The 22,271-nt window shown below is 61.7% G+C and carries 21 protein-coding genes; 12 read left to right on the forward strand and 9 right to left on the reverse strand.

Annotated features, from left to right (window positions below):
- Window positions 1-1,974 (reverse strand): acetate--CoA ligase, encoded by a 1,974-nt coding sequence (gene acs / locus GGQ68_RS14090; protein ID WP_183967076.1) that lies wholly within the window; start codon window positions 1,972-1,974, stop codon window positions 1-3.
- A gap of 463 nt (window positions 1,975-2,437) precedes the next feature.
- Here acs and GGQ68_RS14095 point away from each other — a divergent pair, with 463 nt between their 5' ends.
- From GGQ68_RS14095 to GGQ68_RS14105, 3 genes are all read left to right on the forward strand, one after another.
- Complete coding sequence (locus GGQ68_RS14095) at window positions 2,438-3,448, forward strand: C4-dicarboxylate TRAP transporter substrate-binding protein (RefSeq protein ID WP_183967078.1); 1,011 nt, start codon at window positions 2,438-2,440, stop codon at window positions 3,446-3,448.
- Between the two features lie 72 nt (window positions 3,449-3,520).
- Window positions 3,521-4,153, forward strand: coding sequence for a TRAP transporter small permease subunit (locus GGQ68_RS14100; RefSeq protein ID WP_183967080.1), 633 nt, complete (start codon window positions 3,521-3,523; stop codon window positions 4,151-4,153).
- A 57-nt stretch (window positions 4,154-4,210) separates the two neighbouring features.
- Entirely contained in the window at window positions 4,211-5,641 is a 1,431-nt protein-coding gene (locus GGQ68_RS14105) for a TRAP transporter large permease (RefSeq protein WP_183967082.1), read from the forward strand.
- Between the two features lie 37 nt (window positions 5,642-5,678).
- Here GGQ68_RS14105 and GGQ68_RS14110 read toward each other — a convergent pair whose 3' ends face one another.
- Window positions 5,679-6,647, reverse strand: coding sequence for a zinc-binding metallopeptidase family protein (locus GGQ68_RS14110; RefSeq protein WP_183967084.1), 969 nt, complete (start codon window positions 6,645-6,647; stop codon window positions 5,679-5,681).
- Window positions 6,648-6,793: 146 nt separating this feature from the next.
- Here GGQ68_RS14110 and GGQ68_RS14115 point away from each other — a divergent pair, with 146 nt between their 5' ends.
- The 3 genes from GGQ68_RS14115 (at window position 6,794) to arsJ (ending at window position 10,020) form a co-directional block, all read left to right on the forward strand.
- On the forward strand, window positions 6,794-7,618 hold the full coding sequence (locus tag GGQ68_RS14115) for an arsenate reductase/protein-tyrosine-phosphatase family protein (RefSeq protein WP_183967086.1): 825 nt from the start codon (window positions 6,794-6,796) through the stop codon (window positions 7,616-7,618).
- Window positions 7,615-8,613 carry an ArsJ-associated glyceraldehyde-3-phosphate dehydrogenase gene (locus GGQ68_RS14120; protein WP_183967088.1) on the forward strand — a complete coding sequence of 333 codons (999 nt, stop codon included), beginning with the start codon at window positions 7,615-7,617 and terminating at the stop codon, window positions 8,611-8,613. The genes GGQ68_RS14115 and GGQ68_RS14120 overlap by 4 nt, the downstream gene beginning before the upstream one ends.
- A 153-nt stretch (window positions 8,614-8,766) precedes the next feature.
- Window positions 8,767-10,020 carry an organoarsenical effux MFS transporter ArsJ gene (gene arsJ, locus GGQ68_RS14125; protein WP_183967090.1) on the forward strand — a complete coding sequence of 418 codons (1,254 nt, stop codon included), beginning with the start codon at window positions 8,767-8,769 and terminating at the stop codon, window positions 10,018-10,020.
- A 65-nt stretch (window positions 10,021-10,085) separates the two neighbouring features.
- On the opposite strand, the gene GGQ68_RS14130 is transcribed toward arsJ, so the two are convergent.
- Window positions 10,086-10,550, reverse strand: coding sequence for a MarR family winged helix-turn-helix transcriptional regulator (locus GGQ68_RS14130; protein WP_183967092.1), 465 nt, complete (start codon window positions 10,548-10,550; stop codon window positions 10,086-10,088).
- Between the two features lie 125 nt (window positions 10,551-10,675).
- On the opposite strand from GGQ68_RS14130, the gene hmgA reads away from it, so the two are divergent.
- From hmgA to GGQ68_RS14160, 6 genes are all read left to right on the forward strand, one after another.
- Entirely contained in the window at window positions 10,676-12,031 is a 1,356-nt protein-coding gene (gene hmgA / locus GGQ68_RS14135; protein ID WP_183967095.1) for a homogentisate 1,2-dioxygenase, read from the forward strand.
- Window positions 12,032-12,080: 49 nt separating this feature from the next.
- Window positions 12,081-12,731, forward strand: a complete 651-nt coding sequence (maiA, locus tag GGQ68_RS14140; protein ID WP_183967097.1) for a maleylacetoacetate isomerase — start codon at window positions 12,081-12,083, stop codon at window positions 12,729-12,731.
- On the forward strand, window positions 12,722-13,981 hold the full coding sequence (gene fahA / locus GGQ68_RS14145) for a fumarylacetoacetase (RefSeq protein WP_183967099.1): 1,260 nt from the start codon (window positions 12,722-12,724) through the stop codon (window positions 13,979-13,981). The genes maiA and fahA overlap by 10 nt, the downstream gene beginning before the upstream one ends.
- 73 nt (window positions 13,982-14,054) lie before the next feature.
- Window positions 14,055-15,005, forward strand: a complete 951-nt coding sequence (locus tag GGQ68_RS14150; RefSeq protein WP_183967101.1) for an MBL fold metallo-hydrolase — start codon at window positions 14,055-14,057, stop codon at window positions 15,003-15,005.
- Window positions 15,006-15,083: 78 nt separating this feature from the next.
- Window positions 15,084-16,688, forward strand: coding sequence for an FAD-dependent oxidoreductase (locus GGQ68_RS14155; protein ID WP_183967103.1), 1,605 nt, complete (start codon window positions 15,084-15,086; stop codon window positions 16,686-16,688).
- Window positions 16,689-16,700: 12 nt separating this feature from the next.
- A complete protein-coding gene (locus GGQ68_RS14160; RefSeq protein ID WP_183967516.1) occupies window positions 16,701-16,889 on the forward strand; it encodes a DUF2783 domain-containing protein in 189 nt (62 codons plus the stop codon).
- A 21-nt stretch (window positions 16,890-16,910) separates the two neighbouring features.
- Here the strand turns inward: GGQ68_RS14160 and GGQ68_RS14165 are convergent, their stop codons facing one another.
- The 6 genes from GGQ68_RS14165 to GGQ68_RS14190 form a co-directional block, all read right to left on the reverse strand.
- The gene (locus GGQ68_RS14165) at window positions 16,911-18,383 is read right to left on the reverse strand and encodes an NAD-dependent succinate-semialdehyde dehydrogenase (RefSeq protein ID WP_183967105.1); all 1,473 of its coding nucleotides are present in this window, start codon (window positions 18,381-18,383) and stop codon (window positions 16,911-16,913) included.
- Between the two features lie 129 nt (window positions 18,384-18,512).
- Window positions 18,513-19,001 (reverse strand): Lrp/AsnC family transcriptional regulator, encoded by a 489-nt coding sequence (locus GGQ68_RS14170; RefSeq protein ID WP_246429375.1) that lies wholly within the window; start codon window positions 18,999-19,001, stop codon window positions 18,513-18,515.
- 57 nt (window positions 19,002-19,058) lie between these two features.
- The gene (locus tag GGQ68_RS14175; protein WP_183967107.1) at window positions 19,059-19,781 is read right to left on the reverse strand and encodes an SDR family NAD(P)-dependent oxidoreductase; all 723 of its coding nucleotides are present in this window, start codon (window positions 19,779-19,781) and stop codon (window positions 19,059-19,061) included.
- A gap of 171 nt (window positions 19,782-19,952) precedes the next feature.
- Window positions 19,953-20,165 carry a hypothetical protein gene (locus GGQ68_RS14180; protein ID WP_183967109.1) on the reverse strand — a complete coding sequence of 71 codons (213 nt, stop codon included), beginning with the start codon at window positions 20,163-20,165 and terminating at the stop codon, window positions 19,953-19,955.
- A gap of 206 nt (window positions 20,166-20,371) precedes the next feature.
- The gene (locus tag GGQ68_RS14185; protein ID WP_221235602.1) at window positions 20,372-21,523 is read right to left on the reverse strand and encodes an alpha-hydroxy acid oxidase; all 1,152 of its coding nucleotides are present in this window, start codon (window positions 21,521-21,523) and stop codon (window positions 20,372-20,374) included.
- On the reverse strand, window positions 21,523-22,266 hold the full coding sequence (locus tag GGQ68_RS14190) for an SDR family oxidoreductase (RefSeq protein ID WP_183967113.1): 744 nt from the start codon (window positions 22,264-22,266) through the stop codon (window positions 21,523-21,525). The genes GGQ68_RS14185 and GGQ68_RS14190 overlap by 1 nt, the downstream gene beginning before the upstream one ends.
- Window positions 22,267-22,271: the final 5 nt, after the last annotated feature.

Below are 22,271 nucleotides of genomic sequence, written 5' to 3' on the forward strand. Positions count from 1 at the left end.
TCACGCCCCCCGGTTCATGCGGTTTTCGATGAGGTCATCGACCACCTGCGGTTCTGCGAGGGTGGATGTGTCGCCGAGCGCGCCGTAGTCGTTTTCGGCGATCTTGCGCAGGATGCGGCGCATGATCTTGCCGGAGCGGGTTTTCGGCAGGCCCGGCGCCCACTGGATCAGATCCGGCGAGGCGATGGGGCCGATTTCCGCGCGGACCCAGGTGCGCAGCTCCTTGCGCAGGTCTTCGGTCGGCTCGACGCCGTTCATCAGGGTTACGTAGCAGTAAATGCCCTGGCCCTTGATCTCATGCGGGTAGCCGACGACCGCAGCCTCGGCGACCTTTTCGTGCGCGACGAGGGCGGATTCCACCTCTGCCGTGCCCATGCGGTGGCCGGACACGTTGATCACGTCATCGACGCGGCCGGTGATCCAGTAGTCGCCATCGGCGTCCCGGCGGCAGCCGTCGCCGGAGAAATAGTAGCCTTTGTAGTCCGAGAAATAGGTCTTCTCGAACCGTTCGTGGTCACCCCAGACGGTGCGCATCTGGCCCGGCCAGCTGTCGGCGATGGCCAGCACGCCCTCAGTCGGGGAGGCGTCGATTTCCTGCCCGCTCTGCGGGTCCAGCACCACCGGCTGAATGCCGAAGAACGGCTTCATCGCGGCGCCCGGTTTGGTGGCATGGGCGCCGGGCAGGGGGGTCAGAAGGTGCCCGCCGGTTTCCGTCTGCCACCATGTGTCCACGATGGGGCAGCGACCACCGCCGACCATGTCGTTGTACCAGTTCCACGCCTCCGGGTTGATCGGTTCGCCCACCGTCCCGAGGAGTCGCAGCGAGGATAGATCGTATTTCGTTACGAATTCGTTGCCCTGGCCCATCAGCGCGCGAATCGCCGTGGGCGCGGTGTAGAACTGGTTCACCTTGTGCTTTTCACAGACCTGCCAAAAGCGGCTGGCGTCCGGATAGGTCGGCACGCCTTCGAACATCAGCGTGGTCGCGCCATTGGCCAAGGGCCCGTAAACAATATAGGAATGGCCCGTGACCCAGCCCACATCGGCGCTGCACCAGAAGACGTCGCCGTCGTGGTAATCGAACACGACCTCATGCGTCAGGCTGGCGTAAAGCAAATATCCACCAGTGGTGTGTACAACGCCCTTGGGCTGACCCGTGGAGCCGGAGGTGTAGAGAATGAACAGCGGGTCTTCGGCCTTCATTTCCGCCGGCTGGCAGTGGTCGGAGGCTTCGATCGCCATTTCGTTGTAGTCGTAGTCGCGGCCGTCGACCCAGGTGGTCTGGCCGCCGGTGCGTTTCACCACGAGGCATTTGACGCTGTCCTTGCAGTGCAGCAGCGCCTTGTCGGCATTGGTTTTCAGCGGGGTCTTGCGGCCGCCGCGCGGGGCTTCGTCCGCGGTGATCACGACCTTGGCGTCACAGCCGTTCACACGGGCGGACAGCGCGTCGGGGGAGAAACCGGCGAAAACGATGGAATGGATCGCGCCGATGCGCGCGCAGGCGAGCATGGCGTAGGCGGCCTCTGGGATCATCGGCAGGTAGATGATGACCCGGTCACCTTTGCGCACGCCCATGGTTTCCAGCACGTTGGCCATGCGGCAGACGCGGCGATGCAGGTCGTTGTAGGTGATCGACTGGGCGGTCTCGTTGGGGTCGTCGGGTTCAAAGATGATGGCGGTCTGGTTGCCGCGGGTCTCAAGGTGGCGGTCGATGCAGTTGGCGGCGACGTTGAGCGTGCCATCGCGGAACCATTCGATGCTGACCTGGCCGAGGGTGAAATCGGTGTTCTTGATCTCGGTCGGCTGCTTCATCCAGTCGAGCCGCTTCGCCTGCTCGCCCCAGAAGGCCTCCGGATCCGCCACCGAGCTCGCATACAGCGCGTCGTACCGCGCGGCGTCAACGTGGGCGCTTTTTGTCAACTCGGCCGAAGGCGCATAGGTTGCGGCGTCGGTGGGATTGCTCTGTTCGTTCATGGAAATCTCCCCCTCCATTTCTGACCAGATGGCGTGCCTGTCGTTGCGTCACCATCAGGGGGTTACCATACGCTAAGTCGAAAATTTATCTATAACACCCATTTAAATAACAGAAAATTTGTAAATGCTGTCGATCATCAAGTGATAATCAGTAAATTAATTTGCGGCGGTGACGCTAACATCCTTGTTTTACCGTGGCTTGCGGATTTCGCGTAATGCGTGTGTTTTAAGCCCTGTGCCCATTTCTGCGCCGCAGAATTTCAGTTCTGAGGGTGCGACAAAACGTTCCGCCGCGCCTGCCTGAACGTGTGTCTGCCGCTAACATCGGCCGCTTTCTTCGAATCTCCATCGAGGCGCCAAATGTCTTGCGCCGTGGCGCGGTTCCACTAGGCTCGTGTTTAGAGCGGGTTTACCGCCGCAAAGGAGACGGGGCAGAACCATGCCCCGCAAAGGGAGGACTATCATGAATTTGACGACGAAACTCTGTGTCTCGGCGTTGGCGCTGAGCTTTGCCACCGAGGCGGCTGCCACCGAATGGAATGTCTCTGTCTGGGGCAAACGCCGCGCGTTTACCGAGCACATCCACAAGCTGGCCGAACTGGTCGAAGAAAAGACCGACGGCGCGTTCACCATGAATATCAGCTACGGCGGCCTGTCCAAAAACCGTGAAAACCTCGACGGTATCTCCATCGGTGCGTTTGAGATGGCGCAGTTCTGCGCCGGCTATCACCCCGACAAGAACCGCGCGATCACCGTGCTGGAGCTGCCTTTCCTTGGCGTTCAAACGCTGGATGAAGAGGTCGCCGTCAGCCATGCGGTCTATGATCACCCGGCGGTGGCGGACGAAATGGCTCAGTGGAACGCCATGATGCTGATGACCTCGCCCATGCCGCAGTACAACATTGTGGGCACGGGAGAGGCCCGCAGTGAGCTGTCGGAATTTGACGGGATGCGTGTGCGCGCCACCGGCGGCATTGGCCAGGCGTTCGAGGCGGTCGGTGCCGTGCCGACCTCTGTGACCTCCTCCGAGGCCTATCAGGCGATGGAAAGCGGTGTCGTGGACACGGTGGCCTTTGCCCAGCACGCGCATCTTTCGTTCGGCACCATCAACGAAGCGGACTGGTGGACCGCGAACCTGAACCCCGGCACGGTGAACTGCCCGGTGGTTGTAAACATCGACGCCTATGACATGCTGTCCGACGAAGAACGCGCTGCGCTGGACGAGAGCGTGCCCGAGGCGATCGACTATTACCTGTCCAACTACGGCGAGCTTCTGAAGCGCTGGGACGAAGTGCTGGCAGAGAAAGACGTCCAGAAGGTCGAGATTTCTGACGAGGAACTGGCCAAATTCAAGGATGTGGCCGGGCAGCCGATCCACGATGCCTGGATCGCGGACATGAGCGCGCAGGGGCTTCCGGCGCAGGAACTGTATGACCTCGTGCAGGCCACGCTCGCAGAGCAGCGCGGCAACTGATCCACGGCTGGGGTTCGGCGGGTCCGGACCCCTTTTCATGACAAGATGACCTGCAATGCGGGAGGATAGCCTATGGCCGGAGCAGCATCTGTTCTGGAGGACGACAGCCTGTTGTCGCGCCTCGACCAGAGGTTGGCAAAGCTGGAATGGGGCATGGCCTTTGTGTCCGGCCTCGGGGCTTTTGCGCTGATGATTCTGGCGGTGAGGTCCGTGGGCGGGCGCGAGCTGTTCGAGGCGCCTCTGCGCGGCTATGTCGACTGGATCGAGATGGCCATGCCGCTGATCGCGATTTTCGGCATCTCTTATGTGCAGCGCCAGGGCGGGCATATTCGCATGGACATCGTGATTGGCCAGCTGAGCGGGCGGTCCCTGTGGCTGCTTGAGCTTGTAACCACGTTTTTCGCCTTGGTGCTGATGGTGTTTCTTGTCGTTGGCGCGTGGGCGCATTTCGACAGATCGTTCGATTTTGCCGCCCAGAACTGGAGCCGGGACAGCACGATCGATATCGGCCTGCCGATCTGGCCTGCCAAGCTGGTGGTGCCTGTGGCCTTTGGCGTGGTGTGCCTGCGGATGATTTTGCAGATGGTGGGCTTTGGTCGTGCGTTCTGGTTGGGGCTGGAACGTCCGGTGGCGGTGCCGCTGGTCCTGTCTGCGGCAGAGCAGGCGCAGGCCGAAGCAGAACATATGACCGGTCATGACGCGTAACGCGCGTCTTGGGCGACGGATAATGCGCGAGACAGCGCAGAGCAGGGGAGGGGCGCGATGACAAGCACCGACATCGGGCTTTGGGTCACTGGCGGGATGCTGGTGATGGTAATTTTGGGGATGCGCGTGGCCTATGCGGCGGCCATGGCGGGGTTTGTCGGGCTGATCTGGATTTTCTGGTCCAAGACGGGCTACGCGCCGGATCGCTTTTTCTACTTCAACGAACGGCGGGAGATGTGGGACGGCGCACTCGGCAAAGCCTTCCTGACGGCGGGGCAGGTGCCTCACGGCAAGGTCACGAACCAAGCGTTGTCTTTGATCCCGACGTTTATCCTGATCGGCTATCTTGCCTATTACGCAGGCCTGACCCGTGCGCTGTTCGAGGCGGCAAAGCGGTGGATCGCCTGGTTGCCGGGCGGGCTGGCCGTGTCGACGGTGTTTGCCACCGCAGGTTTTGCCGCCGTGTCCGGCGCGTCGGTGGCAACGGCGGCGGTCTTTGCCCGCATCGCCATTCCGGAAATGCTCAAAGTCGGTTACGACAAGCGTTTTGCGGCGGGGGTCGTTGCGGCGGGCGGAACGCTGGCGTCGCTCATCCCGCCCTCGGCGATCCTTGTGATCTATGCGATCATCGTGGAGCAGGACGTGGGCAGGCTGCTGTTGGCGGGGTTCATTCCCGGCATGTTCTCGGCCTTTGTCTACGCGGCGTTGATCGTGGGGCTTGCGCTGACCATCCCGAATTTCGGACCACCGGTCACGGGGTTCACGTGGAAACAACGCTTTGAAAGCCTGCCACCGGCGCTGCCCATTGTTGCCGTGGTCGTGATCATCGTCTTCTTTGTGTACAATCCGTTTGGGGGCGATGCCTGGGGCACGCCGACCGAAGGGGGTGCCATCGGGGCCTTTATCGTCTTTCTCATGGCGCTGTGGCGCGGGATGCGTTGGCCGGAGCTGAAGGATGCCCTGGTGGAAACCGCCAAGCTGTCGATCATGATCTTTACCATCATCTGGGGTGTGCTGATCTACGTGCGGTTCCTCGGGTTTGCGCAGTTGCCCAAGGTGTTTTCGGATTGGATCACGTCGCTGGACTATCCGCCGATGCTGATCCTGATCTGCATCCTGCTGGCCTACGCCGTGCTGGGCATGTTCATGGATGCCATCGGGATGCTGCTGCTGACCTTGCCGGTGGTGTATCCGGCAGTCATGGCGCTGAACGGGGGCGAGTTTGTGTCTGCGGCGGACAGTGCCTTTGGCATGAACGGGACGATGTGCGCGATCTGGTTCGGCATTCTGGTGGTGAAGATGGCGGAGTTCTGTCTGATCACGCCGCCCATTGGCCTGAACTGTTTTGTGGTGGCGGGCGTGCGCCCCGAACTGTCGGTGCAGGATGTGTTTCGGGGCGTCATGCCGTTCTTTGTCGCGGATGCCGTGACGATTGCGCTGCTGGTGGCTTTCCCGGCCATCGTGCTGTGGTTGCCGTCTTTGGCATGAAGTCAGGTCGCCGGGCCGCGTCCGGCGACCGCAAGGGTCAGACGTGGCGCATGGCCTGATGCGCAAATCCCAGTTTCGAGCGTACCGGATCCGACAGCACAAAGGGGTACACGTCCGACAGATCCAGTGCGCGGTTGACGTGGTTGATTGCCATGGACAGATCGACCGCGAGCGTCAGCAACCGCTCTGTGTCGCTTTCGCGGTAGGCGTCGTAGCCCGACGGTGGACCCGAGGGCAGGGACAACCCTGACGCCGCCGCACTGTCCAACAGGTCGGTCAGGTGCAGCAGGTGCGCGATGGTTTCCGCCCAATCCTCGTGCGGGTGCGCGGTGGCGTAATCGGTGATATACGTCTGGCCCGGACTTTTGGGATTGGCGTAGTGTTGTTTCAATGCCTCGCCATAGTCCGCACGCTCATCCCCGAAACGCGCGCGGAAGTCGCTGAGGAAGCCTTGATCCTCTGCCAGCCGCTCGAACAAGAAGTGCGCCAGCTCGTGGCGCATGTGGCCGATCATGGTCCGATACAGTTCGCCCATGTCTTCCTGGCGCTGCGCAAGTTCCGCGTCGGAGGCTTCGGACACGTTGATCGTGATCGTGCCGGCAGCATGTCCCATGGTGACCTGCGCCTCACCCTCGGCGGTCTGTTCCGAGAGCAGTTTGAACACCGGACGCCTGCCCTGGTCATTGGCGGTGAACCAGTCCCAGCGCATGACATTGGCAAGCACCCATCGCTTGGCTTCTTCGGTGCGCTGCCACAGCGGCAGGTTGTCCGGCTCGCGCAGGTCAGGGACCGTTTCGGTCATCGCACAGGACCGGCAAAGCCCACCGGTGTCGGCTTGCGTTTCTGCGGTCCAGTTGCAGCCGATGTCGGCGCGGTTTTTACAGGCCGTCCCGTGCGGTGTCATGGTTTGTGCGTCGGGGTCAAAATAAACCTGCGTCCCGCAGGTGCAGGCCGTGTTGTGAAACCAGAGCCGCGCATTGCAGGAGGGGCAGTGAAAGATTTGCATTCTTGTATCTCCGTGACGACGGTCTCGTATCACCTGGCCCTAGTGGCTGAGGTGTGCCGGTCATCGCATCTGAACGCTTCGGATTTGTTTGCGTTCCGGGCGAGAAAGGTCTTTTCCGAATCTTGTTATTCCATTATTCTGGAAATATGGAAAAAGAAGCGATAACTCAGCTGACAGCCTTGGCGCACCCACGCCGCCTGCGCCTGTTCCGCCTGCTTATGCGGCGGTATCCCGAACAGGTGGCAGCGGGGGATCTGGCGCAGGCTCTGGGGTTGCCGGCCTCGTCGCTGTCAGCGGCGCTGACCCAGTTGCGACAGGCGGGTTTGGTGACACAGTCCCGTCACGGGACGTCGTTACTCTATGCGGCGGATCTGGGCGGGGCGGGGGCGCTGACCGATTATCTGATCTCTGATTGTTGCCGGGGCCGCGTAGAGACCTGTTTTGACAAAAAACTGCCTGAGGCGGACATGACGAAAACCTGGAATGTGCTGTTTGTGTGTTCGGGCAATTCTGCCCGGTCCATTTTTGCCGAGACGATCCTGCGAGATTGGGCGGGAGACAGGTTCAACGTGTTCTCTGCGGGGACGCGCCCACAGTCGACGCTGAATCCTTTCGCTGTGGAGCTGTTGCGCGCCAAAGGACATGACACCGGCGCGCTGCGCGCCAAACATGTATCAGAGTTTCAGGAGCAGAGCGCGCCACAGATGGATTTCGTCTTTACCGTCTGCGACACAGCCGCGAACGAAGAATGCCCGCCGTGGCCCGGACAGCCGATCACCGGTCATTGGGGCCAGGCCGATCCCGTCGCGGCCACCGGCACCGAGGCGGAAAAACGCCTCGCCTTTCAACAGGCATACGGCGGACTGAAACGCCGGATCAAAGCCTTTGCTGCGCTGCCGGTCGACACGCTCGACCGGGCCAGCCTGCAGCGGCAGATCGATGATATCGCACGTGAGAAAGAAGACCTATGACTGTTTACGCGTTGAATGGCCTTGGCCGAATGGGGAAACTGGCTTTGAAGCCGCTGCTTGAGGCCGGGATCGACATTGCCTGGATCAACGACGCGGTGGGTGATCCGGAAATGCATGCGCATTTGCTGGAATTCGATACGGTGCACGGTCGCTGGGACGCAACATTCGACCACGATGCGGACAGCCTGACCATCAACGGCACGCGCTTGCCTGTCTTTGGCGAAAAGAGTCTCGCAAAGCTGCCGCTCGACGGGGTGGACGTCGTGATAGATTGCACCGGCTATTTCAAGACGGCGGAGCGCATCCAGCCGTATTTTGACGCCGGCGTGAAAAAGGTTGTGGTCTCTGCCCCGGTGAAGGACGGCAAAACCGCCAATATCGTGGTGGGCGTGAACGACGACACCTATGATCCGGCCGTGCATGATATCGTCACGGCCGCGTCGTGTACCACGAATTGCCTCGCCCCGGTGGTGAAGGTCATTCACGAGGGGCTGGGGATCAAACATGGGTCGATCACCACCATCCACGACGTGACGAACACGCAAACACTTGTAGATCGTCCGGCCAAGGACCTTCGCCGCGCACGGTCTGCGTTGAACTCGCTGATCCCTACGTCCACGGGCTCGGCCACCGCGATTACGTTGATCTACCCTGAACTGAAAGGTCGTTTGAACGGCCATGCAATACGGGTGCCGTTGCTGAATGCGTCGTTGACCGATTGTGTCTTTGAGGTCGAGCGGGAGACAACGGTTGAGGAGGTCAACGCCCTGTTCCAGGCCGCCGCCGAAGGACCTCTCGCAGGCATTCTGGGCTACGAGGAACGTCCGCTTGTGTCTTGCGACTACATCAATGACGCAAGGTCGAGCATCGTGGACGCGCCGTCGACGATGGTGATCAACGGCACGCAGGTGAAGGTCTACGCCTGGTACGATAACGAATGGGGCTACGCACAGCGATTGGCAGATGTGGCCTTGATGGTTGGTCGTAGCCTTTGATAGGCGGTCTTTTTGCGGCCTTGGAATGAGTACGTGCCAAAGCAAAGAAGCCTCAAAGCGCAGGTTGCGCCTTTGCTTGCATAAAGACTGCCGGGTCAGCCAACACAGGGCGCTCGGGACAGAGCCCCAAACAACAGCAGGGTGCAGATCAAAATGACATTCACAACGGCGCGTCCGCTCGCGGCCTACATCACTGTCACCGGGGCCTATTGGGTCTTTATGCTGACCGATGGCGCGCTCAGGATGCTTGTGCTGCTGCATTTTCACACGCTCGGGTTCAGCCCGGTTCAGCTGGCCTACCTGTTTGTGCTTTACGAAGTGGCAGGTGTCATCACCAACCTCTCAGCCGGGTGGATCGCGGCGCGGTTTGGTTTGACCTCGACGCTTTACGCGGGGCTTGGCTTGCAGGTTGTGGCGCTGCTGGCGCTGGCACAACTGGATCCTGCCTGGGGGCTTAGCGCGTCGGTGGTCTTTGTCATGCTGGTACAGGGGGTCTCTGGCGTGGCCAAGGATCTGTCCAAGATGTCCGCCAAATCCGCTGTCAAGTTTCTGGCCCCCAGCGGGCAAGGCGGGCTGTTTCGGTGGGTCGCGCTGCTTACGGGCTCAAAGAACGCGGTCAAGGGTATCGGGTTCCTGCTTGGCGCGGTGATGCTGGCATTTGCCGGGTTCCGCCCGTCGATTTACGCGATGGCGGCGATCCTCATGGCGGTCCTGCTGGTGATTGTGCTGCGGATGCCGGGCGGGCTGCCGATGGGCAAGAAAGGGGTCAAATTCACGTCCGTCTTTTCGAGGGATCGGAATGTGAACTGGCTTTCAGCGGCGCGGGTGTTTCTCTTTGGGGCCCGCGATGTGTGGTTCGTGGTGGGGATCCCGGTCTATTTTTACGCCGTGCTCTCTGACGGATCGGAGGCTGGCAACCGCGCCGCGTTCTTCATCATCGGCAGCTTTATGGCGGTATGGACGATCCTCTACGGCGCGGTTCAGGCCTACGCGCCCAAGGTGTTGCGTGCGGCGACGCGACCCGAGGCGCAGCTTGTCACTGCTGCCAAGGGCTGGGCCATGGCGCTGGTTCCGGTGCCGCTGGTGCTTGCCGTATTGGTGAGTGTCGCGGGGGGCGCTGCCGCGTGGCTGACCGCGACGATCATCGCGGGACTGCTGGTGTTCGGCGCCGTTTTTGCCGTGAATTCGTCGCTTCACAGCTATCTGATCCTCGCCTTCTCTCACGGGGATCGGGTCACCATGGACGTGGGGTTCTACTATATGGCCAACGCGGCGGGGAGGCTGTTGGGCACGCTGTTGTCGGGGGTGAGTTACCAGATCGGCGGGTTGCCTGCCTGTCTGGGCACGGCTGCCGTGATGGTCGCCTTCAGCGCTATTGGGTCTGGCCGCTTGCGCGCGTCGGGCTGACGCCTTGCGCTGGGCGGTCGGGCCGAGATGCTCCTCGCCGCCGGAACGCACATGAAAAAAGTGGCTCAGCGTGCGGACACTTCGCGCAGCAGTGCTTCCAGTCCATCTTCCAACCCGGCGAAGGCGTCGGCCAGCCGCGCCTCGATTTCTTGCTGGTAGGCCATTGCCAAGGGAAGAAGGTCCGCCATCAGTGCGCGCCCCTTGTCAGTCAGCGCAAGCCGCACCAGCCGCCGGTCACCTGCATCCTGTGCCTTGACGATCAGGCCGGCTGCCTCCAGCCGGGATGCGGCGCGGCTGACCTTGCTTTTTTCCATGGCCACGCGCGCCTCGATGTCGCGCACAGAGACTGTCTGTGCACCGTCCACGGGTTTGGCCAAGTGCACAAGCACGCGCCATTCCGGGATCGAGACGCCAAACCGCGCCCGATACTGCCGTGCCAGTTCTTCGGACGTACGGTCGGCGGCAACGGCCAGCCGATACGGCGTGAAATGGCTTAGATCGAAGTCGGGCAGGGGAGGCTTGTTTGTCATGGCATTCCTTTTGACCCAAACCGGGCACAGGCGCAAAGGTGAACCGCCTTTACAACATTATGGTTGACTTCATTGCATATGCAACGAATATTCACGGCAACCGCAGTCACCAGGGAGGAGACGGGATGACCACGCAAGATTTGCCGCAGGGTATGATCCGAGCGCCGCAGGGTGCCGGTCCGCACGAGGGTTACATGCCGGGCTTTGGCAATGACTTTGAGTCGGAGGCCCTGCCAGATGCGCTTCCACAGGGCATGAATTCGCCGCAAAAGTGCAACTACGGCCTGTACGGTGAGCAACTCTCGGGCACGGCCTTTACTGTGCATCCGCCGGAGCGCACCTGGGTGTATCGCATTCGGCCATCGGTCAAACACTCCACGCGCTATACGCGGATCGATCTTCCCTACTGGGAAACTGCGCCCCACCAGCCTGCGGATGTGATTTCTCTCGGGCAATACCGTTGGGACGCGGTGCCGCATACCGATGAGCCGCTCACCTGGCTGACCGGAATGCGCACCATGACCACCGCAGGGGATGTGAATACCCAAGTGGGCATGGCCAGTCACATCTACCTTGTGACTGAAAGCATGGTGGACAGCTACTTCTACTCGGCGGATTCCGAATTGCTGGTTGTGCCGCAGGAGGGGCGCTTGCGCTTTTGCACCGAGCTTGGCGTGCTTGACGTGGCCCCCAAGGAGATCGCCATTCTGCCGCGCGGTCTTGTCTATCGGGTCGAGGTGCTCGACGGGCCGTGCCGCGGCTTCGTCTGTGAAAACTACGGCCAGAAGTTCGAATTGCCGGCCCGTGGCCCCATCGGGGCCAATGCCATGGCCAACCCGCGTGACTTTAAGGCGCCCGTGGCGGCGTTTGAGGATCGCGAGGTGCCCTCGACCTTGACGATCAAATGGTGCGGACAGTTTCACGAGACAAAGATCGCGCAAAGCCCGCTGGACGTGGTGGCGTGGCATGGCAATTACGCGCCTTACAAATACGACCTGACCACCTATTGCCCGGTCGGCGCCATTTTGTTCGACCATCCCGACCCGTCGATCTTTACCGTCCTGACCGCGCCGTCGGGGTCTCCGGGCACGGCCAATATCGACTTCGTTCTGTTTCGTGAACGCTGGATGGTGGCAGAAAATACGTTCCGCCCGCCGTGGTATCACAAGAACATCATGTCCGAATTGATGGGCAACATCTACGGCCAGTATGACGCCAAACCGCAGGGCTTTGCCCCCGGCGGCATGTCGCTGCACAACATGATGCTGCCGCATGGGCCGGACCGTGATGCGTTCGAGAGCGCGTCGAATTCCAACCTCGGGCCGCGGAAGCTTGAAAGCACCATGTCCTTCATGTTCGAGACCCGCTTTCCGCAGCATCTGACGGAATTCGCTGGCAAGGAAGCGCCGTTGCAGGACGATTACATCGACTGCTGGGACAGTCTGGAGAAGAAGTTCGACGGTACGCCCGGCACCAAATGAACGGCAATCCGCAATCTTGCACGTCGGAGCCAAGGGGAGGGCCTGTGCGATGATCCTGTACAGCTACTGGCGTTCCACGACGTCCATGCGGGTGCGCGCGGCGCTTAACGTGAAGGGCGTGGCCTACGACATCGCACCAGTCAACCTGCTGGAAGGGGCGCAACGCGCGTCCGACTACGCAGCCTTGAACCCTGTGGAAGCGGTGCCAACGCTGGTGCTGAAAGACGGCACAGCGCTGACACAATCCATGGCGATCCTCGACTGGCTCGAAGAGACGCATCCGGAGCCGCCTTTGCTGCCCGCCGCCCCGGTTGCCCGTGCACATGTGCGGGCAGCGGCACAAACCATTGCGATGGATATTCATCCGGTGAACAATCTCAAGGTTTTAGCGCATCTCAAAACGCGCGGCTTTGACGATCTGGCGGCGACAGATTGGATATGTCACTGGATGGCGCGTGGTCTTGCCGCGTACCAACGCTTGATTGCAAAAGAGGGGCGGTTCAGCTTTGGCGATGAGCTGACGCAGGCCGACCTGTGCTTGGTGGCGCAGATGGTCAATGCCCGCCGTTGGGGGCTGGATCTTGCGCCGCTGACCCGCCTGACCGAAATTGACAGCGCCGTGCGAGATATCCCCGCGATCCGCGCGGCGCTGCCCGAAAATCAACCCGATGCCCCGATGAAGGAGGCCATATGCCCCTGAACATAAGCTGGGTCGAAAGCGCAAACACGCCCGACACCGATTTCCCCCTCAACAACTTGCCCTACGGCGCTTTCGTCAGCGACGCGGGAGAGCCGCATTGCGGTGTGGCAATCGGGGATATGATCCTTGATGTGACCGCGCTGGAGGCTGATGGCGTGCTTGCCGTGCCCGAGGAGGAGGAGGTCTTCTTTTTCGGTGACTGGAGCGAGTTCATGACACTCGGGCCAGAGATCTGGACCGGTTTTCGTGACGCGCTGACAGAGCTTCTGTCAGAGGCCTACGCAGATCCGCAGGGCCTGACGGGCTACATGGTGCCACAAGTGGGCACGCAAATGCTCATGCCGTTCACCGTCTCCGAGTTCACCGATTTCTACGCCTCGAAAAACCATGCCAGCAACGTTGGCACCATGTTTCGCGGGCCGGAAAATGCGCTGCCGCCAAATTGGTTGTCGATGCCCATCGGCTACAACGGCCGTGCCTCGTCTGTGGTGGTCTCGGGCACCGATGTGCGCCGTCCCTGGGGACAACTCAAATCTCCTGATGCCGAGTTGCCGGTCTTCGCGCCCTGCAAACGCTTCGACATCGAGTTGGAAATGGGCGCGATCGTGGGTCAGCCATCCGAAGGGCCGGTGACGGTTGCAGAAGCAGACGACATGATCTTCGGGTATGTGCTGCTGAACGACTGGTCCGCGCGCGACATTCAGGCTTGGGAATACCAGCCGCTTGGCCCGTTTCAGTCGAAGGCGACAGCCACCACTATCTCGCCTTGGATCGTGCCCAAAGCGGCATTGGAAGAGTTCCGGGTGGACACACCCAACCGCGAACGTCCCCTGCTTGAGCACCTGACGGAACCCGGCCCGATGTTGTACGACATTGCGCTGGAGGTCGGCATGGCCCCCGAAGGCAAATCCGAAACGGTCATCGCGCGCACCAATTATCGTGAAATGTACTACTCTTCGGCGCAGCAGCTGGCGCATCACAGCACCTCCGGTTGCCCGATGCGCGTCGGTGATCTGCTTGGTTCCGGCACCATCTCGGGTCCGGAAAAGGACCAGCGCGGCGCGCTTTTGGAAATCACCTGGGGCGGCAAGGAGCCAATCACGCTGGACACCGGCGAAACCCGCAGCTTCATCGAAGACGGCGACACGCTGACCTTGCGTGGCGCGGCCATTGGTGATGGCTATCGCGTAGGCTTCGGTGCCTGCGTGGGCACGGTGCTGCCCGCACTGGACGACCCGTACAAGCGCTAAGCCGTTTCTCGGCTTCGCAAAAACTCAAATCCGCGCCGTCAACAGGCGCACCCGACAGAAGGACACGGAAAATATGGCCAAGGCATTCGCATCCGCAGGCGACATGGCAGAGAAGAAGACCAGCTTCACACAGGTGGGCGAGGGGCTTTATGCCTTTACCGCCGAGGGCGACCCCAACACCGGCGTCATCATTGGCGACGACAGCGTCATGATCGTCGAGGCGCAGGCCACACCGCGCCTTGCGCGCAAGGTGATCGAACACGTCCGCGAGGTCACGGACAAGCCGATCACTCACCTCGTCATGACGCATTACCATGCGGTGCGCGTGCTGGGGGCCTCGGCCTATGGCGCGCGGGAAATTATCATGTCGGACACCGCGCGCGCCATGGTGGCCGAGCGCGGGCAGGAGGATTGGGACAGTGAGTTCGAACGCTTCCCGCGCCTGTTTCAGGGCCACGAGGAGATCCCCGGCCTGACATGGCCGACCACGACCTTCAGCGACTCCATGACCGTTTACCTTGGCAATCGTCGTGTGGACATCATGCATCTGGGCCGCGCCCACACCGCCGGCGACGCCGTGGTCTGGGTGCCGGATCAGGAGGTCATGTTCACCGGTGACATCGTCGAATATCATTCCGCCTGCTACTGCGGGGACGGGCACTTTTCTGACTGGGAAGACACTCTGATGAACATCGCGGAGTTCGAGCCCAAATCCATCGCTCCGGGGCGCGGCGACGCGCTTGTGGGCGAAGAAATGGTGGCCGAGGCGCTCGCCAGCACGGCAGATTTTGTCAAATCCACCTACAAACCCATCGCCAAGGTCGTTGCCCGTGGCGGCACGCTCAAAGAAGCATGGGATGCTTGCCGCGCAGAATGCGACCCCAAGTTCAGCGACTATGCCATCTACGAGCATTGCCTGCCCTTCAACGTCGCCCGTGCCTACGACGAGGCCCGTGGCATCGACACGCCCCGTGTCTGGACCGCACAGCGTGACAAGGACATGTGGAATGCCCTGCAGGACTGACGACGTCTGAACAGTACATCGGGAAGGGCTTTGGAGAGAGCTCTTCCCGGTGACACCGTCGATAGAGGAGGAGCCGAGATGATCCATGACCGCTACCAGCTTGCGTTCAAGCTGTACCCTTACGCCCGCAGCGCCGATCAGGATGCTGACGCGCCTGTGCGCCACCCCGTCGTGGTTCTCGGTGGCGGCCCCGTCGGCATCGCCACGGCGCTCGACCTTGGGCTGCAAGGCATCCCTGTTGTGGTGCTCGACGATCACGAGGGGATCGGGCAGGGATCGCGCGCCATCTGCTTTGCCAAACGCTCGCTGGAGATCGCGCATCGCTACGGCTGTGGTCAGGCAATGCTGGACAAGGGCATCATCTGGAACCTCGGCAAGGTCTTTCACGACGACCGAAAGGTGTTTGAATTCAACTTGCTGCCCGAAGAAGGCCACCGCTTTCCGGCGTTCATCAACTTGCAGCAACCGTATTTCGAGCGCTTTCTGGTGGAACGGGTGCGGCAGGCTCAGGCCGAGGGCGCGCCCATCGAAATCCGTGGCCGCAACCGCGTCGACCAGGTGGAAGTTTCCGACGGCGGCGCGCTGTTGACCGTCGCTACCCCAGAGGGTCCTTATACCATCGAGGCGGATTGGCTGATCGGGGCCGACGGCGCGTCCAGCCCGCTGCGCGGCATGATGGGCCTGGACTTTGATGGACGTGTGTTCGAGGACAGTTTTCTCATCGCGGACATCCGCATGGTGAACGATGATTTCCCGACGGAGCGCTGGTTCTGGTTTGAGCCGCACTTCAAATCGGGGGCCTCGACCCTGTTGCACCGGCAGCCGGACGGCATCTGGCGGGTGGACTTCCAGATTGGCTGGGACGTGGACCGCAAGACCGAATTGCAGGAAGAAAACGTACGGGCACGGCTCGACGCCATGCTCGGCGATGTCGAGTACGAGATCGTCTGGACCTCTATCTACACTTTCCAATGTCGCCGCATGAAGAAGTTCCGGCACAACCGGGTGATCTTTGCCGGGGATGCCGCACATCAGGTGTCACCCTTTGGCGCGCGCGGCGCGAATTCCGGGATGCAGGATGTCGACAACCTCGGCTGGAAGCTCGGCGCGGTGATCCGGGGCGAAGCGCCCGAGACGCTGCTCGACAGCTATGACACTGAGCGCGTTCACGGCGCTGATGAAAACATCCTGAATTCAACGCGATCCACCGATTTCATCACGCCGAAATCCAAGGTGAGTCACACCTTCCGCAACGCGGTTCTGGATCTGGCCGAAACCAATGCCTTTGCCCGGCCGCTGGTCAATTCCGGTCGGTTGTCCGTGCCCTGCACCTACGATGGTTCGACGCTGAACACGCCTGATGCGCTGGAGGGAGGGCCTGCCCGCACGCGGCCCGGCAGCCCGTGTCCCGATGCGCCAGTTTCAGACGGGTTTCTGCTGGATGGCCTTGGCCACGGCTTCAAATTGCTGGCAGTGAATACCGAGGTGCCGCAGGGTGCTTTGCCTGTGGTTTCCGTCTCGACTGAAAGCGATCCGGAGGGGGCGCTGGCACAGCGATATCTAGGCGACGCGACCACTGCGGTCTACCTGATCCGGCCGGATCAACACGTCGCGGCGCGCTGGTCCAGCTATGACGCCCAAGCCGTATCAGAGGCGCTCTCGCGCGCCATGGGGAAGGTCTGAACGATGACGGAAATGCTCTTGAACACGCAGCCGAATATCGCGGACCCTGATGGGTTTTACGCGGAACTGATCGCGGCGCATGACGGTCTGTCAGACGAGGAAAGCCAGACGGTGAATGCCCGGCTGATTCTGCTTTTGGCCAATCATGTGGGGGATCGCGAGGTGCTTCGCGCAGCTTTGAAGGCGGCACGGGGCGACTGACGCCCCGTCCGTGATCTCGGGTCAGCCCCAATCGCGGCAGACGTATTTGATCTCGGTGAAGGCCTCCAACCCCTGCCGCGCGCCTTCACGGCCAAGGCCGGATTGCTTCATCCCGCCAAAGGGGATCGGGGCGCCGGTCACCTTGGTGCGGTTGACCGCGACCATGCCGAACTGCAACGCGCGGGTGGCGCGGTAGATGCGGCGCGGGTTCATGGTGTGGACATAGGCGACCAGCCCGTATTCGGTGTCATTGGCGCGGGCGAGCACATCGGCCTCGTCGTCGAATGGCACCAGCGCCGCCACGGGACCAAAGGTTTCCTCGCGCAGGATGTCCGCATCGTCGGGCACATCGGCCAACACCGTGGCCGGATAAAACAGCGGCCCCCGGTCCAGACGCGCGCCGCCACAGGTCAGCCGCGCGCCTTTGGCCAGCGCGTCAGCCACCTGAGATTCCTGTTTGGCAACAGCGGCTTCGTTCATCAGGGGGCCAAGGTCCCGGTCTTCCATCCCGGCGCCGATGGTCAGCGCTTTGCTGGCTTGGGTGAATTTCTCGACAAAGGCGTCATAAATCCCACGCGCCACAAAGATCCGGTTCGCGCCAAGGCAATCCTGCCCCGTCGTGGCGAATTTGGCCTTGATGGTTTCCTCTACGGCGCGGTCCAGATCGGCATCGTCGAAGATAATGACGGGGGCGTGTCCGCCAAGCTCCATCACCAGCTTCTTCATGGTTCCGGCGCATTGACGATATAGCAGGCGACCGACCTCGGTGGAGCCGGTAAAGGACAGGGCGCGCACGCGGTGGTCCTGCGTCCAAGGTTCCACGATTTCCGGCGCGTGGCCCGGCACCACGTTGAAGACACCGGCGGGCATGCCGGCGCGCTCTGCCAGCTCTGCCAGTGCGAGGGCGGAGTAGGGCGTTTCTGCCGATGGGTGCGCCACGATGGTACAGCCGGCGGCCAGGGCCGCAGCAGCCTTGCGGGTCAGCATGGCGGTGGGAAAGTTCCACGGCGTGATCAGGGCAACGACGCCCACGGGTTCGCGCCACAGCTCGACCTCGGCGTCGGGCAGGTGGCTGGTGACGCCCTCGATGTTGGGGCGGCGGGTTTCTTCGGCATAGAATTCGATGAACGACGCCGCATAGTCGATTTCGCCGCGCGCCTCCGACAGTGGTTTGCCCTGTTCGGCCACCATCAGGCGGGCCAGATCCTCTTTGGCTTCCACGACCAGATCGTACCAGCGGCGCAGAATGGCGGCACGGTCCTGGGGAAGTGTCACAGACCAGCTGGCAAAGGCGGCCTGTGCAGCATCCACCGCCTGCGTTGCCTGTGCGCCGTCGAGTTTTGCAACGCTGCCAATGGGTTGTCCTGTCGCCGGATCAGTGACGGTGAAGGTCGCGCTGTCGGTGCCAGCGGTCCATTTGCCGTCGATGTAGCCAAAGCTGCGTTGCAGGCGGCGGTCGGTCAGCTTGGTGTCGTGGGGGATGTGGTCGAGCATTTCGCTGTCCTTGGGGTGAGGCGGATTTGACCTCAGTCTAGGGCAAGCGGGGCAGAGGGTGTGTTTGAACTGGAGCGGTCAAACAGTGGTTTCCTCGGGGCAGGGGCCGCGGTGCAGAGGATCTGTCTGTTACCCTTTGAGAGGGGGCAACGGGTCCGGGGCGGTTTTGATCGTTTTTGTCACGATGTAGCCAAAGTATTTCTCGATCCCTAAGCGGTCGTCCGCGAGCAGATCGTCCATCAACCTTTGATAGGCATCCACATCCGACACGACCAGCCGCAGGATGTAATCCACGCCACCGCCCAGCGCCCAGGCGCCGCGCACCTCTGCACGGTCCTGCATGGCGGTCTCGAACGTCCGGAAATCTTCGGCCCGATGGCCAGACAGGGTGATCTGCACGAGGACTTCGGTCACGGGGGCGATTTTGCGAATATCCACCTGCGCTGTGTAACCCGTTATGAAACCGGCGCTTTCCAGCTTTTTCAATCGCTCCCAGCAGGGGCTGGGGGAGAGGTTCACGCGCTCGGCCAGGGCGACCTTTGTCATACGCCCATCCTGCTGCAGCGCGTGCAGGATAGCGAGGTCGTACTGGTCCAGTTTTGGGGCAACGGTGGGCAAGGGGGGCTCCGGCTCAGGCTGGCCGGACCTTATACCGCTTGCGCTTTGGTTGAAAGGTCACAGCGCCGAGATGCCGCCATCCAATGTGATCGCTTGCCCGGTCATGAAGCTGTTGGCGGGCGAGGTGATCCAGAGCGCGGCATCGGCCATCTCCTGGGCGGTGCCGAAGCGTCCCAAGGCATTTAAAGGACTGTGAAGGCGGGATTTTTCAAGTCCCATCGCGTCAAGCATCGGCGTATCGGTAAAGCTGGGACACAGGGCATTGACCCGGATTTTCTGGCGCTTGAGCTCATGCGCGAGGGAGCGGGTGAGGCCCACCACGCCGTGTTTTGTCGCGGCGTAGGCAGCAAGCCCAGGCGCGCCGGAAATGCCTGCCAGGGAGGCGATATTCAGGATGCGGCCGTGATCGCGCATGGCAGGGATTTCAGCCTGCAAGCTATTGAAAAGCCCGGTCAAGTTGACCGCGAGCAGGCGGGACCAGTCGTCGGCTGACAGCTCAGTGAGCTTGCCGTGCGGGCCGGAGATACCAGCGTTGTTGACTGCAATGTCGATGGGGCCGAAGCGGTCGACACCTGCAGCGATCATCGCGCGGACAGATGCCGCGTCGGTCACATCGCAGGTGGTTGCAAAGGTTTGATCCGCCTCGGTAATTTTACCCATGGCCAGGTCGGAGAGGATAAGGCTCGCGCCGTGTTCGCTGAAGGTGGCGGCCATAGCCTGTCCCAATCCGCCGGCGGCACCGGTGATCAGAACCGTCTGTCCGGTGAGGTCGATTTTCATGTCGGCTTCCTTTGCGCTGTGAGGGGCAACAAACCACAGGCAAGCGCCGGGGTTAAGAGGGCGCGCGCATAGGTTAACGCGGTTTGGGCATGGCATATATTGTGGGTGGGCGTGGCGAGGCTACGAGGATGGAACCGGATGTTAAGTCGCATTAACCCGCGAACCGACCGGTTACCGGTGCAAAACCGGTCGGTTGTTAACCTCTTCCAGGTCGTACTGCATGACGTTGGGGCAGGATTGGTTTACACCGGCGTGATTTGTGATTTCTACCGTCACCTCGAGAGCCATCTGCGAGAGACCAAGCCTCCCTCCGTGAACGTGGAGCGCCTGACCGGCCATCAGTTTCAGGATGACCGATCCGGGTGTTTCAGCCGATGGTTTCATCGTCTGGTCCTGTCGTCGGCAGCCGCGGGGAATACGCGGGACAGGCCGTCACAGAAGAGCGGCGGACGATTGGCAAGCAGGCAAGATGCCTGAAATCCCAAATTCCATCCCGGGATCAGTTTGCCCCCAACGCGCGCCTTAACGAAGCCTATGCGCTGTCGGGAGCGCCACAGTCTTTGGCCAACTTAACCGGCGACCAGCGTGCTTTAAGGCGTTGCTGCCCGGACGGTGCTGAGTGCAGACGGTCCGACGGCCTCGAAAGACGGCACACCGAGTTGGCCCAGGGCGCGCACCAGCTCCAGCTGCAAAATCTCAAACGCACGCCGCGCGCCTGCGTCACCCCCCGCGCCAACACCATAGGCAAAGGCGCGGCCTGCAAAGGTGAAGTCGGCGCCCAAAGCCCTTGCGCGCAGGATATCGGCGCCGCGACGGATGCCACTGTCGAGGATGATCGTCATGCGGCCCGCGACCGCGTCAGCAATTGCGGGCAGAGCCTCGATGGAGGGCGGACCAAAGGCCACCTGGCGCCCGCCATGGTTCGACACGACAATGCCATCGCAGCCCAGTTCGGCGCAGGTCACGGCGTCCTGGGGATGCAAGATGCCCTTGACCAGAAGCCTGCCTTTCCAGCGCTCGCGCAGGTGTTTGAGGTCGTCCCAGGTGAACCCTGGCGTAATCAGCGTTTTTTGCACCTCTGCATAGGAGGTCGCGCTTTGCAGAAGGTCGGCATAGTTGGCCACATTCGGTGTGCCGTGTTTGAGGCTGGTCAATGCCCAACGCGGGTTGCACATGCATTGAAAGATCACTTCGGGCGTAAAGCGGAAGGGCACGGCAAGCTGATTGCGGATATCGCGGTCGCGCTTTCCTGCGGCCGGGACATCGGCGGTGACCATCAGCGTTGTGTAGCCTGCGGCCTCTGCCCGGGCGATCAACCCTTCGGTCACGTTTGTGTCGCTTGAGACGTAGAGTTGGAACCAGCCGTTGCCATCGGCAGCGTAGGCCAGAGCTTCGAGCGTGGTCGAAGAGGCCGAGCTTGCCGTGTAGGGGATGTTCTGCGCCTTGCAGAGCCGCGCCAGGGTGAGGTCAGCCCCCGGCCAAAAGGCATTGAGCATCCCGATGGGGGGCATGCCGAAGGGCTGATCAAAGGTCTGTCCGAAAATGGTCGTGCGCGTGTCGATTTTTGACACGTCGACCATGTAGCGCGGTGTCAGCTCGACCTCTTCGAAGGCCTCGGCGTTGCGGCGCATGTTGCGTTCGCTTTCCGCGCCGCCATCGACCAGATCGAAGGCAAAGCGCGGAATCCGGCCCTTGGCGCGCAGGCGCAGGTCCTCGATCGAGGCGGCACGCTCCAGTCCCATCAGATCGACCACCCACCGTCGACGGCAAAGGCCTGCCCGGTGGTGAACGCCGCAAGGTCGCCTGCGAGGTAACACACCATTTCGGCAATTTCTTCGGGCTGGCCAAGGCGGCCCATGGGCTGCCGGTCCTGAAACGCGGCCAGCGCCTTGTCGTAGTCCCCCGTGGCGGCCAGGCGATCATTCAATGACGGGCTCTGCACGGTGCCGGGACAGATTGCGTTACAGCGGATGCCATCCTTGACGAAGTCAGCCGCGATGGATTTGGTCATGCCGATGATGGCGGCCTTTGACGCGCCGTAGGCAAAGCGGCGCGGCGCGCCCTTTTCGCTGGAGACGATGGACGCGATGTTGATGATTGAGCCGCTCTTGTTGGCGAGCATACCGGGCAGCACGGCCTTGGTGATGCGGTACATGGCCTTTGCGTTCAGATCGAAGGCGCGGTCCCAGACATCTTCGTCGCAATCCAGGATCGTGCCGTCATGCACCCAGCCGGCGCAGTTCAGCAGGATATTCACGGTGCCTGCGGAGGCAACGATCGCGTCGACCGCCGCGGCGTCGAGAACGTCCAGGGCGTATCCCGTGATATTGGGCGAGGTTTCCGCCAGTTCGGCAACCGCCGCGCCATCCAGATCGGTGGCGATGACCTTGGCACCGCGCGCCGCGAGCGCCTCGGCGCTGGCGCGTCCGATGCCGGCGCCTGCGGCCGTGATCAATGCCGTTTTGCCTTCGAGTGAGTGTTCCATGGTTT

It is taken from the genome of Sagittula marina, from assembly GCF_014196795.1.
Lineage (GTDB): Bacteria > Pseudomonadota > Alphaproteobacteria > Rhodobacterales > Rhodobacteraceae > Sagittula > Sagittula marina.